This is a genomic window from Kitasatospora sp. NPDC033851, from assembly GCF_055576085.1.
Genome location: NZ_JBVIRL010000003.1, coordinates 65,234 through 82,704 on the forward strand (window position 1 = coordinate 65,234; position 17,471 = coordinate 82,704).

The window sequence follows — 17,471 nt, forward strand, 5'->3', positions numbered from 1 at the left end:
GGCGACGGGCCGGGTCACCCCGCCGTGACACGCCGTGACGCAGGGCGAATGTCCGGACGGATGCGTCTGCTGTGGTATCAACCGGGCCGTTCTGGGAATGTCACGTCTTATGACGAGCAACCCGAAGGCCGGGGACGGCTCGGCGGGCGAGCCCGTCGGCGGGGCGGGTCCGAGCCCGGGCCCGCCGCACGACCCTCCGGAGACCGAGGCGGAGCGCCGCAAGCGGCGGGCCGTCTTCCTGCGCGAGCTCACCGAGGCGCGCGAACTGCGGGAGCGGGTCCAGCCCCGGCGGACCAAGGAACGGCGGATGCGCGAGGCCATGCGGATGCGAACTTTCCGGATCTGACGGGCCTCCGGGCGGGGTCCGCGGCGAGGTCCACGGCGCGCTCCACGGCTGGCCCCACGGCTGGCCCCACGGCAGGCCGCGATCGGCCCCGGCGGGCGTTCGGAGCAAATTTCGACCGGCTTCGGACCGCCCCGGCGCGACTCCGCCCTCCGCGGCCCGGCCCTTCCGACACGACCTGCAAAGACGCGCTGCCGAACACCCCCCGCAAGGGCGGGCTTTCTGTCACGATTCCGAGGGGACGGTCCGAACAAGCGGGCCGCCTCTGGCGCGGGGGCGGCCAGTTTTCCGCGTTGCCCGAGCGCGCCGACAGCCGAGACCGATGATCTTGGGAGTGTCCCTGGTGGCGTACTTCGCTGCAGTGCTTGCTCGCTCCGAGGACGGGTGGGATGTGAGCGAGACCGAGCTCGACACCGTCGAATCCCTGGCCGATCTGGCCGACCTGGCCCGCGACTCCACGCAGGACGACGACAGCGTCCTGATCTTCATCGAACAGGAGGACTCCTGGTTCGCCATCGTCCGCGTGGACGGTGAGGACGACCCGCGGATCTTCGTGTCGGACGGCGCCGCCGCCGCCCGCAGCTCCTACGGCTCCGTCCTCACCGACGAACTGGTCGACCAGGCCGGCGAGAGCGAGTTCGGCGACCTGGACCACCTGCTGGACGAGGACGAGGAGACCCAGGACCTGGACGACGAGGACGCCGAGCCGCACGGCGGCGTCCCGGTCGGCCCGCTGGGCGACGCCCACCTGCTCACCGAGTTCGGCCTGGCCTCCGACGAGCTGCTCTCCCTCAGCGGCGAGGGCGCGGTGCCGGGCGACGCACTGGAGCAGATCGCCGAGGCCCTGGGCTGCGGTGAGGTCCTGGAGGCCGTCCGGTAGCGGCCGGATACCCGACACTGGATGCCATGCAGCCCGCATCCACCGCGCAGCCCGTCCCGTACGTCCCCCCGTTGCCCGCCCCCGTCCGCCCCGACCCGGTCCGCGACCGCTGGTCGGCGCCGATGCGCCTCGCCATGGCCGAGGCCGCCCTGGCGCCGGCCACCGGGGACGTCCCGGTCGGGGCGCTCGTCCTGGGCCCGGACGGCGAGGTGATCGGACGCGGCCACAACGAGCGCGAGGCGGTCGGCGACCCGACGGCGCACGCCGAGGTGGTCGCGATCCGGCAGGCAGCCGCCAAGATCGGAGAATGGCGGCTCTCCGGCTGCACCCTGGTCGTCACCCTGGAGCCGTGCACGATGTGCGCCGGCGCCATCGTGCTCTCGCGGATCGACCGGGTGGTCTACGGCGCCCTCGACGAGAAGGCCGGCGCGGCCGGCTCGCTCTTCGACGTGATGCGCGACCGCCGGCTCAACCACCGCCCCGAGGTGATCTGGGGCGTCCTCGCCGAGGAGTGCGGCGAGCAGCTGCGGGCGTTCTTCGACACCCACCGCTGAACCCCCTCCCGGCCGAACACCCTCCCGGCGCCCGCCGACAGCCCTCCGAGAAGGATTTCGTCCCTGAGCCACCCGTCCGGTAGAGTTCCCCTCGGTAGCGTGTCCGAGCGGCCAAAGGAGCACGCCTCGAAAGCGTGTGTGGGGGCAACTCCACCGTGGGTTCGAATCCCACCGCTACCGCCACTGAGCAGTAAAAACGAAAGCCCCGCCCGGGATCCGGACGGGGCTTCGTTCGTTCGTCGTCTCAGTTTCCGTCTCACTTGCCCATTTCGGGGCCCTGCTCGGAGGCGTCCGGCTCAGCCTCGGCGCGGGCCTCCGCCGACTGCCAGAGCAGCCCGCCGACCCGCTTGGCGATGTCCCGGCGGATCGGATCCACCATGTGCTGGTACCTCGCGGCCATGGCGGTGGACGACCAGCCCATGGTGGCCATCACCGCGCGCTCGCTCACGCCGAGCAGCAGGAGGACCGTCGCGGCTACGCAGACGTACCTTGAGCACCTGAACGCGCTCAGCAGGGGGAACCCGTAGGCGCATGGCGCATTCTTCTCGGGCCGCAAGTGGGAGGCCAGACAGCGACGCCGTAGGCCAGCGCGCCACCGAGACCGGACGTCGCAGCCATGGCCGCCCGTGCTGGATCTCCCGGTCCGCGCTGTGGCCAAGAGCGACCAGGGGCAGCGCGAAGATCTCAGATCTTCCGCCGTCTGCTGCCCGCCGTTGTCGAAGGCGGCGACGACCTGGCCGCGTCCCGGCCCCCGCCCGAGATTGCCCGAACCCCGTACCGTGTTCACGCCATCGATGTCATAGTCGGACGTTGTGTGGACAACGCTTGCGCCGCTCATCGGCGTCCTGCTCGGCGGGCTCATGTCGATGCTGGCCCAGCGCTCGGCAGGACGCGCCTTGGAACGCGGCGAGGCGCGCCGCAGTGCTCGTGAACGTGCCGAGGCGCGCCGCAACGAGCGGCTTACTCACCTCATCGAATTTCTGTCTGCGGTGCAGGAAGCTGAACGAGTCGCGGTGGATCGGTATCACCACAACCTGGCTGACGAGCAGTGGCAGGCCCGGGCACGGCAGGTCCTTGACAGGGTGTGGGTGATGCAGAAGACGATCCATGTACTGTGCGCATCCGAGGTCGGCGAAGCGGCACGCAGCCTCGCGTGGGCAGTGCAGGAGGTGATCAGGAAGGGTCCCGAAGATCCGGAAGATCCGCAGGACGAGAAGGTCTGGGCGCACATCCGTCCGAGCCGACAGGCATTCCTTGATCTCGTGCGCGACCAGCTGAGTTGAACCCCGGAGCGATTCGGCAGCTGTCGTAAGCGACCCGGGACACGCAGCACCAGCTCCGGCCTCCATTGCGCGGCGAGCGTCATCTACTTCGCCGGCTTCTCAGGGGATGCGAAGCCCGCCTTGGCGCGGGAGGCCTGCATGTCCACTGATCAGCAGCACACCCCCGAATGGCCCCTTGCCCATCGACAAGCTGATCACGATCACTTCGGAATGACTCGTAGCGGGGGCGCTGGTCGGGCCACGATTCTCGTCTCAGTTCTCGTCTCGTTCATCCCCGGTCGCCAGAGTTCGCCACAGTTCAGGAAACCGGCGGGAACGAGGTGGGACGGCCTTCACCACGGCGGCGACCAAGGCCCTTGATCGCCACCTCAGAACTCGAAAGCGTGTGTGGGGGCAACTCCACCGTGGGTTCGAATCCCACCGCTACCGCCAGAAAGCCCGAGGGCCCGTCCGATCCGGACGGGCCCTCGGCGTTTCCGCGCGCCCTCGGACGGACGCACCCTCGGACGTGTCCGCCCTCTGACATGGAAATGGCTCCGCACACCGGGCCGACGACCACCGACACCCGGCTCGTACGGAGCCTGGAGGGGGAGCGGCTCGGGGGGACTGACCGCTCCCCCGACGGAGTCCCACAACCGGCACCGCGTCGGGGGGAAGCCGCGGCGGCCGGTCCCACAGCGGGGAGCTCCGGATCCACGTACCGGGGATTCCTGCCAGATCCTCGGTACGTCATCCATCCTGCCGCCCGGGTCGCGGCCGGGCACCCGGAGAAAGGCCCCACTCGCGGGGACCTTCGTCCCGCCGGCCGAACGCGTCACACACTTGATAGCCCGTCCGGGTGGATAAGCTGCCCCCTGCAGGCCGCTCGGGGACCGAACGACGGCGGCCCACAGCTGGGAGGAAGGTCACCCGATGGCGCAGGCGAAGAAGATCGGCATGGTCCTCCTGCTCGTCTTCGTGCTCTACTCGATCATCACGTCGCCGGCCCGGTCCGCCGAACTCGTCCAGCTGGGGTTCGAGGGCATCTCGAACGCGGCCAAGGCGGTCGGCACCTTCATGACCGGGCTGATCAGGTAGACCGGGTGACCGGGTGACCGGGTGACCAGGCTGACCAGGTAGATCGGGCCGACCGAGCGGACCGCCGCTCGAGTGGACCGGCCCGGGCAGGTGGCCCGCGCCCGGGTGGCGGACGGCCGTCCACCGACCTCGGCACACCGGCTACGGTGGGCGGGACCCTCACCCCCCGTCCGCGAGGAGCGGCAATCGTGATCCGGCACCTGGTTCTGTTCAAGCTCAACGAAGGCGTCAGCAAGGACGACGAGCGCGCGCTCGCCGGCGCCAAGGCGTTCTCCGAACTCGGCGCGGTCATCCCCGAGCTGCGCGAGTGGGATTGCGGCTGGAACACCACCGAGCGGGACATCGCGTACGACTATGCGATCAACAGCCTGGTCGAGGACCGCACCGCCCTGCAGGCCTACCTGACCCACCCGGCCCACCAGGCCGCGGCGGGCCAGTGGCGCGAGTTCGCGACCTGGGTGATCGCCGACATCGAGGTCTGAGCCCCCGTCCGACCCGATCCCGGCCCGGTCCCGGCCCGATCGCGAACCGATCCCGGTCCGCTCCCGCCCGGAGTCCGTCCCCGTCCTTCCCTCGGACGGCCCGCAGCGCCCCGTCCGACCTCCGGACGGGGCGCCGTGCTCTGTCCCGGAACGACCCTTGCGGCGCTTCACCGCTGGACCCGGTAAAGGTTGAACACCCGACCAACACACCTCCACCGGGTGCTTGCCCGACCTGTGCCCACCTTGTGATGCTATGACCGGTTTTGCCGGACATGGCGAGGTGGTGAACCAGCCGCGACACCCGATCCGCAGGGCCCGCCGCCGTTGTCGACTATGGGAGGGGTGACGTGTCCGTGGACGAGGTTCTGGCTGCGATCATCAGCCCGGCCGGCGAGCTGCGCCCGGACGGCCTGCGCGGCGGCCCCGGCGGCCGGCCCGCCGTGGACGTCCGGACGCTGACCCGGGTGCTGTTCGAGCGGCTCACCGAGCTGCCCCCGGACGCCCCCGAGCGGGAGCGGGTCCGGGCCGCGCTGATCGAGGTGAACATCCCGCTGGTGCGCTACGCGGCCACCCGCTTCCGCAGCCGCAGCGAGCCGATGGAGGACGTCGTCCAGGTCGGCACCATCGGCCTGATCAACGCGATCGACCGCTTCGACCCCGAGCGCGGCGTCCAGTTCCCCACCTACGCGCTGCCCACCATCCTGGGCGAGATCAAGCGCTACTTCCGGGACAACGTCCGCACCATGCACGTCCCGCGCCGGCTCCAGGAGCTGTGGGTCCAGGTCAGCGGCGCGATGGAGGAACTGACGGTGCTGCACGGGCGGGCGCCCAAGGTGCCGGAGATCGCCGCCAGCCTGCGGATCCCCGAGGAGGACGTCCGGGCCTGCCTGGACGCCGGGCGGGCCTACAACGCGGCTTCCCTCGAGGCCGCCCAGGAGCACGAGGGCGGGCTCGCCCTGCTCGACCGGCTCGGCTACGAGGACTCCGCGCTGGCCGAGGTCGAGCACCGCGACATGGTCCGCCACCTGCTGGTCCAACTCCCCGAGCGGGAGCGCCGGATCGTGATGCTGCGGTTCTTCGCCAACCTCACCCAGTCCCAGATCAGCACCGAGCTGGGGATGTCCCAGATGCACGTCTCGCGGCTGCTCTCGCGGATCCTCACCCGGCTTCGGACCGGCAACTCCTGGGAAGAATGAGATTGCAGCGCGTTACCCCCGTGTGACATCTTGCGACGTTCGGGTTTGCCGTGCACCGTGTTCCGGTATGGAGGGGGGAGGGCCCCGCCGGGAACCTCCGCGCGAGGGCCCCCGTTCAAGTGACAGTCACGAGGGGGTGGGTGCATGTCCGGAGAGCTGGGCACTGCGGAGATCCACGCTGGTCAGGCCAACGGCACTGCCGTCGCCGAGGCCCTGGTCCCGCGGCAGCGGGTCGAGTCCGTCGAGCCGCCCGGCCCCGACGCCGCACCAAAGACGCCGCTCGGCGCCGACCCGGCACCCGAGGCACCGCCCGGCGCAGGGCTGGACACCCGGACGCTCTCCCGCTCGCTGTTCCTGCGGCTGGCCGCACTGGAGCCCGGCAGCGAGGAGCACACCTACGTCCGCGACACCCTGATCGAGCTCAACCTGCCGCTGGTCCGGTACGCCTCCGCGCGTTTCCGCAGCCGCAACGAGCCGATGGAGGACATCGTCCAGGTCGGCACCATCGGCCTGATCAAGGCGATCGACCGCTTCGACCCGGAGCGCGGGGTGGAGTTCCCCACCTTCGCGATGCCCACCGTGGTCGGCGAGATCAAGCGCTTCTTCCGGGACACCAGCTGGTCGGTCCGGGTGCCGCGGCGGCTCCAGGAGCTGCGGCTGGCGCTCACCAAGGCCGGCGACGAGCTGTCCCAGCGACTGGACCGCTCCCCCACCGTCGCCGAGCTGGCCGTCTGCCTGGGCGTCAGCGAGGAGGACGTGGTCGAGGGCCTCGCGGTCGGCAACGCGTACACCGCCAGCTCGCTCGACTCCGGCTCCGGCGAGGACGACGGCGACGGGCCGCTGGCCGACCGGCTGGGCTACGAGGACCTCGCGCTGGAGGGCGTGGAGTACCGGGAGTCGCTGAAGCCGCTGCTGGCCAAGCTGCCGCCGCGCGAGCGGCGGATCATCATGCTGCGGTTCTTCGGCAACCTCACCCAGTCGCAGATCGGCGAGGAGATCGGCATCTCGCAGATGCACGTCTCCCGGCTGCTCACCCGGACGCTCACCCAGCTCCGCGAGGGTCTGATCAGCGAGGGCTGATCAGCGGGAGCTGAGCCCGTCCCCCGACTTCGAGCGAGGGCCGAGCCGCGCCCTCGACTTCAGCTGCTCGACTTCAGCTGCCGTCCAGCAGGTTGACGCGCAGTCCGGCCAGCACGTCGTCGTCCAGCCCGAGCCCCTCCCGCCAGAACGGGTCGAAGCCGCCCCAGCCGGCCTCGACCTCCGCGAAGGCCGCGTCCAGGTAGGCGCGGTCGGCCCGGAAGACCGGCAGGAGGAGTTCGGGTTCGCGCATCAGGCCGCGGGCGGCGAAGTCGTCCAGCACCCGGTCGACGACCGCGGCGGAGCGCTCGTTGGTGAGCAGGTAGTCGGCGACGACGGTCTCGCGGTCCACCCCGAGGGCGGTCAGCAGGAGCGCTGCCGCCCATCCCGTACGGTCCTTGCCGGCCGAGCAGTGGAACAGCAGCGGCGGCCCGTCCGGGGCGGCCAGGAGGCGCAGCAGGGCGGCGAAGCGCTCGCGTGCCACCGGGTTCGTGACGAACCAGCGGTAGAGGCCGGCCATCGTCGCGCTCGCCCGGCCCTCGCCGAGCAGCGCGCGCTGCCGCTGCGGGCTGGGGTCGGCCAGGGCTCCCCTGATCATCAGATAGATGTCGAAGTCCTTTGCCAGCAACGGCAGTTGATGCAACATGACGCCGCCGGGGAGGCGATCCTGGCCGGCGTCGCGGATCTCGTCCATGCTGCGCAGGTCCACCACCCGGCGCAGGCCCAACGCGCCGAGCGGGCCCAGGTCTTCGGCGGTGACGTGGTTCAGGCCATCGCTGCGCAGGGCCACCCCGCACCGCAGCGTCCGCCCGTCGGCGGTCCGGTACCCGCCCAGATCACGCGCGTTGACCGCGCCGCGCAGCCCGAGACTGCGGCCGACCAGCTCGGTTCCGGCCGGTTCCGACGCCGATATCCGTGCGCCCCCGATTCTCCCGGACTCGGTCTGCTGATCGGCCATACGGGCGCCCCCATTGCATATTCGGACTGTCACATGGCACAGCGGTGCCCGATATTGCATGAACCTGCCCATTGGATCGGCAAGATGTGCAAGAGTGTCATGCGCAACGACGACAGTGTAGGTGTCGCGCCCGCACCGACGAGCCGCACCGTCGGTAACCACGTGTAGCGCTCAGCTTCCGGTTTTTCATTTTCAATTCATTATTTGCGCCACCGGTACAGTTCCGGTCACAATCAGCGCCTTCATGGCATCGCCATGAACGTTGGTAACAGGTTCGCTGCACTCTCGCCCTTTTGGTCCCTCGCACGGCCGACCCTCGACCAGGATGGGCCCCGGGCAGCCTGCTGCCCGCGAACAGCTACACGGGCAGGCGAGCGCCGAGCAGCGCGACGCCTGGCCCAAGGGGAGGATCAACCATGGGTCGAGCGACCCGAAGAGTCGCCGCGTGCGCGGCGGCAGTTCTGCTGGCCAGCGGCCTGCAGACCACCCTGGCCTTTGGCGACACCACGCCGCCCAGGATCGACCTCACCATCCTGGTCGTCGACGACGGCGGCCCCTCGGTCGCGGCCATCACCGCAGAGCTGAAGAGCCAGGGCACGCCGTACAAGGTCATCAGCCTCAATGACCCCAACCGTCCCGTCATCAACTCCGCTTTCCTGAGTGACACGGTGAACGGTCAGCCCCGGGGGAAGTTCCAGGGCATCGTGCTGCCCAACGAAAACCCCTTCCCCAACAGTGCCGCCGAGATGACGGCCATCGCGAGCTACGAAGCCGCTTTCAACATCCGCCAGATCGACGCGTACACGTGGGCCAGTCCGGCGGTGGGGCTGAACTACGCTCAGAATCCCGGTTTCGTCGGTACTCTCGACGGATTCCAGGGCGCCACCACCTCGGCCGGAACTTCGGGACCGTTCGGGTACCTCAAGGGCAGTGTCCCGTTCGAGGACAACGACCCGAGCGTCAGTGAGAGCTACGGCTACCTGGCGGCCCCGCTCGCCAACCTCCCGGCCGGTGCCTCCTTCGTCCCGCTGGTCGACGCCCCGATCCCCAGCACCACCTCGCGCGGGTCCCTGGTCGGCGAGTACACCCACGACGGCCGCAAGGAGCTGGTCGTCACCTTCGTCTACAACCAGTACCAGCAGCAGTACCGCCTGCTGGCCCGCGGCATGGTCGACTGGATCACCCAGGGCGTCCACCTCGGCTACGACCGCAACTACTTCGCGGCCCACGTGGACGACGTCTTCCTGGCCGACGACCGCTGGGACACCGTGCTGAAGTGCACCCCCGGCGACGTCACCTGCCCGCCCGGCACCCCGGACACCGCCAACCCGATCCGGATGACCCAGGCCGACGCGCAGTACCTCAAGCAGTGGCAGACCGCCAACAACTTCACCCTCGACATGGTGTTCAACGGTGGCGGCAGCGAGGACTGGAAGGCCGACCACGCGACCACCGTGGACCCGACGGCGAACCAGATGATCGCCGACCAGAACAGCTACCGCTGGGTCAACCACACGTACACCCACCCGTACCTGGGCTGCGTCCAGGACGTCTCGGTGGTGCCGTGGGTCTGCACCAAGAACGCCTCGGGCGGCACGGTCTGGGTCGACCAGAACACCATCTCCACCCAGATCAAGAACAACTTCGACTGGGCCACGGCGAACGGTCTGAAGCCCGACCCGCAGGCCTTGGTCACCGGCGAGCACTCCGGCCTGCTGACCGCCCCGCAGGAGACCAGCGACAACCCGTACCTGGCTCCGGCGCTGGCCGCGAACGGCATCAAGTTCACCGGCAGCGACGCCTCGCGCGAGCCCGCCCAGCGGGCCGTCGGCTCCTCCACGCTGACCGTGCCGCGGTACCCGATGAACGTCTTCTACAACGCCGGCACGGCGAAGGAGGAGGCCGACGAGTACAACTGGATCTACACCAGCAAGGCCAACGGCGGCAGCGGCGTCTGCGAGAACAACGCCAACTCGACCTGCCTGTCGGCGCCGCTGGACGTCAACACCGGCTACCAGTCGTACATCGTGCCGCTGGAGGCCCGGATCGACCTCGGCCACGTGCTGAACAACGACCCGCGGCCGCATTTCATCCACCAGTCGAACCTGTCCGAGGACAAGATCCTCTACCCGGTGCTGGAGAAGATCCTCGGGACCTACCGGTCGCTGTACGCCGCCAACACCCCGATCGTGAACCTCGGCGAGCGCGAGATCGGCCAGGAGTTCCAGAAGCGCGCGGCCTGGAACACGGCCCTCGCCGCCGGCCAGATCACCGCCTACCGGGTCGGCAACACCGTCACGGTCAACGCGCCGGCCGGCGTTCAGGTCCAGGCCACCATGCCGACCGGAACCGCTCAGAAGCTGGCCATCGGATCGACCGCCTTCGGTTCGTCCTATGCCGGTACGCTCTCCGGCTGGGTGTCCCCGGGCGCCCTGCAGAGCAACATCACCCTGCAGCTGCCGTCCGCCCCGGCCGCCCCGGCGCCCGTCGCGCCGAGCGTCGCCGCCAAGTCCGTCCCGGCCCCGGCGCCGGCGGACAAGACGGTCGTCCCGCAGGGCGTCGCCACCCCGGTCCCGGTGGGCCCGAGCGACACCACCCGCAAGCCGGCCCCGTCCCTGGTGCCGGGCAGCGGGGCCCCGGTGCCCGGCAAGGGCGTGACCGCTGATAACAACGGTCACGGCGACAAGGGCCAGAACGGCCGCGGCGACAAGACCGCGGCGAAGAACGGCAAGGCCTCTGGGGGGACGGCCACGCCGATCAGCACCACCGGACGCTCCGGCAACCGGTAACCCGTACCAGCCGCTGACGGGGTCGGACCGGACAACCGGCCCGACCCCGCCACGGCGCCCGTTCCGGCCACCCAGGCCGGAACCGACGCAAGAACAGGAGGGGGGACAGGAGATGCGCGTCACCCTGCTCACCGAGGGGACGTATCCGCACCAGCACGGCGGCGTGAGTGTCTGGTGCGACCAGCTCGTTCAGGGCATGCCGGACGTCGACTTCGACGTCATCGCCGTCACCGGGACCGGCCACGAAGCACTGGCCTGGGAATTGCCCGCCAACGTCAAGTCGGTCACGACCGCTCCACTGTGGGGCCCGGCCTCCGAGGCCAGGCCGCCCCGCGGCAAGGAGATGCGGCGCTTCCTCAACGCGTACGAGCGCTTCCTGCACTCCATCCTCGATCCGGTCTACACCACGCACTTCGGCACCGAGCTGTACGGCTTCGCCGACCTCGCCCGGCGCGGGCTGCTCAGCCCGGCGCTGCGCAGCGAGCGTGCGCTCCGTACCCTCCAGCACGTGTGGACCCGGGACTACCTGCCCACCGCCGTCTCCCGGCCCACCCTGCACGACGCCCTGAACGCGACCGACCTGCTGGAGCACGCCCTGCGGCCGCTCTCGGTCGAGCCGCCGAAGGACGGCGTCGCGCACGCGGCCAGCGGCGGCCTCGCCACCCTGCCCGGGCTGATCGCCGCCCAGCAGTACGGCGTACCGTTTCTGCTCACCGAGCACGGCATCTACCTGCGCGAGCGCTACCTCGGCTACCGCACCGGCCCGTACCGCTGGCCGGTCAAGGCGCTGCTGCTCGGCTTCTACCGGATGCTCGCCGAGGAGAGCTACCGGGTGGCCGCGCTGGTCACCCCCGGCAACCGGTACAACCGGCGCTGGGAGGAGCGCGGCGGCACGCCGTCCGCGCACATCCGCACCGTCTACAACGGGGTGGACCCGGCGGCCTTCCCGCCCGCCGGCCCCGAACCCGAGACCCCGACCCTCAGCTGGGCCGGCCGGGTCGACCCGATCAAGGACCTGGAGACGCTGATCCGGGCCTTCGCCATCGTCCACCGCGAGATCCCCGAGGCGCGGCTGCGGCTCTTCGGGGGCACGCCCAAGGGCGGCGAGGCCTACCGGGACGGCTGCATAACCCTGGCCGCCGAACTCGGCATAGCCGACTCGGTGGCCTTCGAAGGCCGCGTCGCCGACATCACCGACGCCTACGCGGCGGGCAACGTGGTCATGCTCTCCAGCATCAGCGAGGGCTTCCCGTTCACCCTGATCGAAGCGATGTCCTGCGGCCGCGCGACCGTCTCCACCGACGTCGGCGGCGTCCGCGAGGCCGTCGGCGACACCGGCCTGGTCGTCCCGCCGCGCGAGCCCGAGCCGATGGCGGCCGCCGCGATCGAGCTGCTGCGCGACGCCGAACGGCGCGCCCGGCTCGGCGAAGGAGCCCGACTGCGGGTGATCGAACAGTTCACGCTGCGCCAGAACATCGACGGCTTCCGCGGCATCTACACCGAGCTCCTGGGCACCGCCCGCTGGATGCCCGGCGGCATGGTGGCCGTCACCGACCAGGCCCCCAGCCCCGACTGGGACGAGCAGCTGGCCACCGCCCGGCCCGAGCCGAGCGAGGTGGGCGCATGAGCGGTCCTTTGCGTCTTGTTCCGGACGAGGGCGGTTCCGAGCGGACGATGCAGCTGCGCACGCTGCCGCTCAAGCTCCGCCGTCCCGCCCCGACCGAGCCCGAGCCCGGGCCCGAGGAGCAGCTCGGCCTCTCCGCGGACCCGCTGGACGAACTCGCCGAGCGTCTGCGGGACATCTGCGCCGACGCCGTCCACCCGTACGAGATCGCGGCCATCCTGGAGTCCGACGGCCTCTCGGACGAGCAGGCGGCCCTGCTGTACGGCCGCCCCGACGCGTTCACCGTCGCCGAGGAGCTGTTCGAGAAGGTCCCGCGCCGCTACCCCGGCCAGAGCTCCGAGTTCGCCAATCCCTGGCGGGCCGACCCCTGGCGCTGCGTCGTGCGCGGCCTGGTGTTCGCCCTGCCCGGCCTCGGCTACCTGCTCGGCGCCAACCTGTTCGCGACCGCCCGGATGCGTTTCGGCCTGCCCTCGGGCATGCTCGCGCTGTCGATCGCCACGCTGGTCAGCTGGGGCTTCAACCAGGCCCTGGCGCACCGCGCGTACCGCTGGCTGGGCCGGCTGCGCCGTCGGGAGGCCGCGGTCTGCCTGACCGTCGGCGCACCGCTCGGCGCGCTGATCGCGGCCGCCGCCGCGTACGTGGTGGGCGGGCCGCTCGGGGCGCTGTGCTTCGCCGCCGGGCAGTCCTGCTACCTGGGCGCGGCCACCGTGCTGCTGGTGCTCGGCCGGGAGAAGTTCCTGCTGCTGGCGCTGGCGCCGGCTTCGGTCGGCGCGGGCGTGGTGCTGGCGGCGGACGTCCCGCAGGTGGTCCGTACGGTCGTGCTGCTCGCCTCGGTGGTGCTGGCCACCGGGCTGGCCGTCCGGGAGCTGCTGGTCTGTGTCCGCGGCGGTGAACGCGAGTCCGTGTCGCTGAAGCTGCCGCTCCGCCAGGAGGTCCCGCACCTGCTGTTCGGCCTGGCCTGCGGCGCGCTCACGTTGATCGCCGGCCTGGGCACGACCATCCACCAGGCCGTGCAGACCGGCGGCCACGCCACGCAGGCGACGTCGACCACCCCGACCGGCCCGGCCATGATCGCGCTGACGCTCAGTCTCGGTCTCGCCGAGTGGCTGCTCTTCCGCTACCGGGCGATGGCGGTGGCCGCGTTGCGCATCAGCCACACGAGCGGCCAGTTCACCCGCCGCACCGGCGGGATCCTGCTCGGCTGCCTGTTCATCTACCTCACCACCGTGGCCGCGCTGGACGCCGCCGCGACCGTGCTGTGGCCCGGCGCTCCCGCGCTCGGCGTGCCGCAGCTCGGCGCGATGCTGCTCCTCGGCGGCTCGCTCTGGCTGGCGCTGCTGCTGAACGCCTTCGGGTTCAGCTGGAGCACCGCCCTCATCTGTCTGGCCGCCGCGGGTGCCGAGAGCGCCGGGTTGCTGACCGGTGTGGATCCGATCGTCCTGCAGCTGACCGGCTGCGGGGCGGCCGCCGTCCTCCTCACCGCCATCGCCGGGCCCGCGCTCGGCCGCACCACCCAGCACCGCTGATCCACCCGCACCACCCGCACCACATCCGAACCAGTTCTGATCCACATCGAATATCCCGCACGCCTCCTTCGCGTGCACCGCTGTACCCGCTTCACCTGAGACACCCACCGGGCCACCGGCGGCCGACCACCACAGAGCGTCCGGCCGCCCCGGCAGATCGAGAAAGCGAACCCCGCATGAGCAGCGTCGCGGTTACCGGAGCCGAGGGCTTCATCGGCTCCCACCTCGTCGAGACCCTGGTCGCCGACGGGCACCACGTCCGCGCGATGGTCCAGTACAACTCCTTCTCCTCCTTCGGGTGGCTGGAGACCCTGTCCGAGGAGGTGCTGGACTCGGTCGAGATCATCCTCGGCGACGTCCGGGACCCGGGCTCGGTCAACGGCCTGGTCAAGGGCACCGAGGCGGTCTACCACCTGGCCGCCCTGATCGCGATCCCGTACTCCTACCGCGCTCCCCACTCGTACGTGGACACCAACGTCACCGGCACCCTGAACGTGCTGGAGGCGGTGCGCCACCTGGAGATCCCGCGCCTGGTGCACACCTCCACGAGCGAGACCTACGGCACCGCGCAGACCGTGCCGATCACCGAGGACCACCCGATCAACACCCAGTCCCCGTACGCCGCCTCCAAGGCCGGCGGGGACCGGCTGGCGGACAGCTACCACGCCAGCTTCGAGACCCCGGTCGTCACCCTGCGCCCGTTCAACACCTTCGGCCCGCGCCAGTCGATGCGCGCCGTCATCCCGACCGTGATCGCGCAGGTCGCGGCCGGCCAGACCGAGATCACCCTGGGCGACCTGCGCCCGACCCGCGACTTCACGTTCGTCAAGGACACCGCCAACGCCTTCCGCACGGTGGGCACCGCGCCCGCCGAGACGGTGGTCGGCCGCACCTTCAACGCCGGCACCGGCGGCGAGATCTCGGTCGGCGACCTGGTCACCCTGGTCGGCAAGCTGATGGGCGTCGACCTGGTGGTGAAGGAGGACGAGCAGCGCATCCGTCCGACCAACTCCGAGGTCATGCGCCTGGTCGCGGACGCGACCCGGCTGCGCAAGGCCACTGGCTGGGCCCCGCAGTTCAGCCTGGAGCAGGGCCTGGAGCAGACCATCGAGTTCTTCCGCGACCCGGCCAACCTGGCTCGCTACAAGACCGACATCTACAACGTCTGACCGCCTTCACGATCATGTTCGTCCTGGTAACCAAGGTTCGTGGCCTGCACATCCTTTCCGTGGGGGAAAAACCATGCACGCAGTGATCCTGGCCGGCGGCAAGGGCGTCCGCCTCCGCCCGTACACCACCGCGCTTCCCAAGCCGCTCGTTCCGATCGGCGACCAGCACGCGATCCTGGAGATCGTGATGCGCCAGCTCGCCGCCGCGGGCTTCAAGACCGTCACCCTGGCCATCGGCCACCTCGGCCACATCATCCGCGCCTACGTCGGCAACGGCTCCCAGTGGGGCCTGCGGGTCGGCTACGCCGTCGAGGACAGCCCGCTCGGCACCATGGGCCCGCTGCTCACCATGCAGGACCGCCTGCCCGAGCACTTCCTGGTGATGAACGGCGACATCCTCACCGACCTGGACTTCGCCGGGGTGCTCAAGCACCACGAGACGTCCGGTGCCCCGCTGACCATCGCCACCTACGCCCGCCAGGTCAAGATCGACTTCGGCGTGCTGACCACCGACTCCGGCACCATCACCGGCTTCCAGGAGAAGCCCAGCATCGACTACCGCGTCTCGATGGGCGTGTACGGCGTCTCGCGCTCGGCGCTCGCCAAGTACACCCCCGGCCTGCCGCTGGGCTTCGACGAGCTGGTGCTGGACCTGCTGGCCGCCAAGACCCCGCCGGCCGCGTACGACTTCGGCGGCTACTGGCTCGACATCGGCCGCCCGGACGACTACGACCGGGCCAACGCCGAGTTCTCGACCATCCGCCCGGTCCTGATGCCCTTCGAGTCGGTCGGCGTCGTGCCGGGCGTGGCGGAGCTGCCGCTCCCGGCCGCCCGCACCGCCCCGGACGACACGTCCGACGAGCCCGCCGCCGCGGGCGCCGAGAGCGACGGACGGGCCGCGTGAGAATCCTGCTCCTCGGCGGCGACGGCTTCCTGGGCCGTCACGCCACCACCGTCCTGCGGTCGCTGCCCGGTGCCACCGTGCTGACCGCGGGCCGGCGGTCCACTCACGACCTTCGGCTGGACCTGGCCACCGCCCAGGCCGGCCCGCTCGGCGAGGAACTGGCCGCGCTGGCCCCCGACGCGGTGGTCAACTTCGCCGGCGCGGTGGCCGGCAGCGCGGTCAAGCTCGCCGAGGTGAACGCCCGCGGCCCGGCGGTGCTCTGCGAGGCGCTGCAGCTCGGCGTCCCGAAGGCCCGCCTGGTGCACATCGGTTCGGCCGGCGAGTACGGCGTCTGCGCACAGGGCAGCTCGCTGCCCGAGGACGCCGACGCCCGCCCGGTCGGCGTGTACGGCGCGACCAAGCTGGCCGGCTCCCTCGCGGTGGCCGGCTCGCCGCTGGACGCCGTCGTGCTGCGGGTGTTCAACCCGGTCGGCCCCGGCGCACCGGCGGGCTCGCTGCCCGGCCGGCTGGCCGCCGAGCTGCGCCGGGTGGCGCCCGAGGGCACCGACGGCGTGGTCACGGTCGGCGACCTCTCCGCCTACCGCGACTTCGTCGACGCCCGGGACGTCGCCGAGGCGGTCGGCCTGGCGGTCGCGGCCGACCGTCCGCTCCCCCGGGTGCTCAACCTCGCCTCCGGGCAGGCCAAGCAGGTCCGGGCGATCGCCGACGGCCTGGTCGCCGCGGCCGGTTTCACCGGCCGGATCGACGAGAGCGGGGCCGGCTCCGAGCGTTCGGCCGCGGTCTCCTGGCAGCAGGCCGACGTCTCGGCCGCCGCCCGGGAGCTCGGCTGGCACCCGGAGACGGACCTCGCCGACACCCTGCGCGACCTGTGGCTCAGCACCGCCGAGCCCACGCCGACCCCGGTGGTCGCATGACCACCGGGCACCACCCCGACGGCCGCCTGCTGGTGCCGCTGTACGTCCACCCCGCGGTGGACCCGGCGGCCTGGCAGGCGGTCGCCGCCGCCGACCCCGACCGGATCGCCGCCGTCGTGCTCAACCTCGCCGACGGCCCGGGCGAGGTCCCGGACAACGTCTTCGCCGAGGCTGCCGAAGAACTCCGCGCGGCGGGACTGCCGTTGGTCGGGTACACCGACACCGACTACGGCCACAGGTCCCACGCGGCCGTGGTCGCGGACATCCTGACGTACCGCCAGCGACATGGCATCACCGGCGTCTACCTCGACCAGGTGACCACCCACCCGGGCGCGTTGGCGCACTACCGGCGGCTGGCCACGGCGGCCCGCGCGGCCGGCTGCGGCACCGTGATCTTCGGCCACGGCGAGCACCCCGACCCGGGCTACGCCGAGGTCGGCCTGGCCGACCTGCTGGTCACCTTCGAGGGGGACTGGGACACCTACCGCGCGATGACGCAACCGCTGTGGACCGGCCGGCACGCGGCCTCCCGCTTCTGCCACCTGGTCTACGACGTCCCGTCCGAGCACGCCCAGGACGCCACCGCCCTGATCGCCGCCCGTCGGGCCGGTGTCGGCTGCGCCGTCCCCGGCGCCGGGGAGAACCCCTGGCGCACTCTGCCGTACGGTCTGACCGCTGCTGAACTGACCTGACCC

Annotated in this window: 15 protein-coding genes, 1 tRNA gene and 2 pseudogenes; 16 read left to right on the forward strand and 2 right to left on the reverse strand. The window is 71.2% G+C overall.

From position 1 onward, the window contains the following. Nucleotides 1-109: 109 nt before the first annotated feature. From ACZ51D_RS07080 to ACZ51D_RS07095, 4 genes are all read left to right on the forward strand, one after another. Complete coding sequence (locus ACZ51D_RS07080) at nucleotides 110-346, forward strand: hypothetical protein (protein ID WP_360496460.1); 237 nt, start codon at nucleotides 110-112, stop codon at nucleotides 344-346. A gap of 319 nt (nucleotides 347-665) precedes the next feature. After that, nucleotides 666-1,223 (forward strand): tRNA adenosine deaminase-associated protein, encoded by a 558-nt coding sequence (locus tag ACZ51D_RS07085; protein ID WP_360496463.1) that lies wholly within the window; start codon nucleotides 666-668, stop codon nucleotides 1,221-1,223. A 26-nt stretch (nucleotides 1,224-1,249) separates the two neighbouring features. Then, nucleotides 1,250-1,777: a tRNA adenosine(34) deaminase TadA gene (gene tadA / locus ACZ51D_RS07090; protein ID WP_396287917.1), complete on the forward strand. Its 528-nt coding sequence runs from the start codon at nucleotides 1,250-1,252 to the stop codon at nucleotides 1,775-1,777. Between the two features lie 93 nt (nucleotides 1,778-1,870). Next, nucleotides 1,871-1,960, forward strand: a tRNA-Ser gene (locus tag ACZ51D_RS07095). A gap of 73 nt (nucleotides 1,961-2,033) precedes the next feature. On the opposite strand, the pseudogene ACZ51D_RS07100 reads toward ACZ51D_RS07095, so the two are convergent. Then, nucleotides 2,034-2,252 (reverse strand): annotated as a pseudogene (locus ACZ51D_RS07100) (site-specific integrase); the annotation flags it as partial. A 337-nt stretch (nucleotides 2,253-2,589) separates the two neighbouring features. Between ACZ51D_RS07100 and ACZ51D_RS07105 the strand changes: the two are divergent. The 5 genes from ACZ51D_RS07105 (at nucleotide 2,590) to ACZ51D_RS07125 (ending at nucleotide 6,895) form a co-directional block, all read left to right on the forward strand. Continuing rightward, the gene (locus ACZ51D_RS07105) at nucleotides 2,590-3,060 is read left to right on the forward strand and encodes a hypothetical protein (protein ID WP_465661472.1); all 471 of its coding nucleotides are present in this window, start codon (nucleotides 2,590-2,592) and stop codon (nucleotides 3,058-3,060) included. Nucleotides 3,061-3,972: 912 nt separating this feature from the next. After that, on the forward strand, nucleotides 3,973-4,137 hold the full coding sequence (locus ACZ51D_RS07110) for a hypothetical protein (protein WP_465622326.1): 165 nt from the start codon (nucleotides 3,973-3,975) through the stop codon (nucleotides 4,135-4,137). Nucleotides 4,138-4,325: 188 nt separating this feature from the next. Continuing rightward, on the forward strand, nucleotides 4,326-4,619 hold the full coding sequence (locus tag ACZ51D_RS07115) for a Dabb family protein (RefSeq protein ID WP_360496466.1): 294 nt from the start codon (nucleotides 4,326-4,328) through the stop codon (nucleotides 4,617-4,619). A gap of 395 nt (nucleotides 4,620-5,014) precedes the next feature. Then, complete coding sequence (locus ACZ51D_RS07120; RefSeq protein WP_465622398.1) at nucleotides 5,015-5,815, forward strand: RNA polymerase sigma factor SigF; 801 nt, start codon at nucleotides 5,015-5,017, stop codon at nucleotides 5,813-5,815. Between the two features lie 144 nt (nucleotides 5,816-5,959). Continuing rightward, a complete protein-coding gene (locus ACZ51D_RS07125) occupies nucleotides 5,960-6,895 on the forward strand; it encodes an RNA polymerase sigma factor SigF (protein WP_360496469.1) in 936 nt (311 codons plus the stop codon). A 73-nt stretch (nucleotides 6,896-6,968) separates the two neighbouring features. Here the strand turns inward: ACZ51D_RS07125 and ACZ51D_RS07130 are convergent, their stop codons facing one another. Next, on the reverse strand, nucleotides 6,969-7,850 hold the full coding sequence (locus tag ACZ51D_RS07130) for a tyrosine-protein phosphatase (protein WP_360496472.1): 882 nt from the start codon (nucleotides 7,848-7,850) through the stop codon (nucleotides 6,969-6,971). 416 nt (nucleotides 7,851-8,266) lie between these two features. Here ACZ51D_RS07130 and ACZ51D_RS07135 point away from each other — a divergent pair, with 416 nt between their 5' ends. From ACZ51D_RS07135 to ACZ51D_RS07165, 7 genes and pseudogenes are all read left to right on the forward strand, one after another. After that, a complete protein-coding gene (locus tag ACZ51D_RS07135) occupies nucleotides 8,267-10,639 on the forward strand; it encodes a hypothetical protein (RefSeq protein WP_465622322.1) in 2,373 nt (790 codons plus the stop codon). A 112-nt stretch (nucleotides 10,640-10,751) separates the two neighbouring features. Continuing rightward, nucleotides 10,752-12,266 carry a GT4 family glycosyltransferase PelF gene (gene pelF / locus ACZ51D_RS07140; RefSeq protein ID WP_465661474.1) on the forward strand — a complete coding sequence of 505 codons (1,515 nt, stop codon included), beginning with the start codon at nucleotides 10,752-10,754 and terminating at the stop codon, nucleotides 12,264-12,266. Further along, on the forward strand, nucleotides 12,263-13,789 hold the full coding sequence (locus ACZ51D_RS07145) for a hypothetical protein (RefSeq protein WP_360496481.1): 1,527 nt from the start codon (nucleotides 12,263-12,265) through the stop codon (nucleotides 13,787-13,789). Before pelF ends, ACZ51D_RS07145 begins: the two co-directional genes overlap by 4 nt. Before the next feature lie 176 nt (nucleotides 13,790-13,965). Further along, nucleotides 13,966-14,958, forward strand: a complete 993-nt coding sequence (locus tag ACZ51D_RS07150; RefSeq protein WP_465622319.1) for an SDR family NAD(P)-dependent oxidoreductase — start codon at nucleotides 13,966-13,968, stop codon at nucleotides 14,956-14,958. Nucleotides 14,959-15,031: 73 nt separating this feature from the next. Beyond that, nucleotides 15,032-15,733 (forward strand): annotated as a pseudogene (locus tag ACZ51D_RS07155) (nucleotidyltransferase family protein); the annotation flags it as partial. 125 nt (nucleotides 15,734-15,858) lie between these two features. Beyond that, entirely contained in the window at nucleotides 15,859-16,776 is a 918-nt protein-coding gene (locus ACZ51D_RS07160) for an NAD-dependent epimerase/dehydratase family protein (RefSeq protein WP_465622317.1), read from the forward strand. Then, the gene (locus ACZ51D_RS07165; protein WP_360496490.1) at nucleotides 16,773-17,468 is read left to right on the forward strand and encodes a spherulation-specific family 4 protein; all 696 of its coding nucleotides are present in this window, start codon (nucleotides 16,773-16,775) and stop codon (nucleotides 17,466-17,468) included. Before ACZ51D_RS07160 ends, ACZ51D_RS07165 begins: the two co-directional genes overlap by 4 nt. The last annotated feature ends 3 nt before the right edge of the window (nucleotides 17,469-17,471 follow it).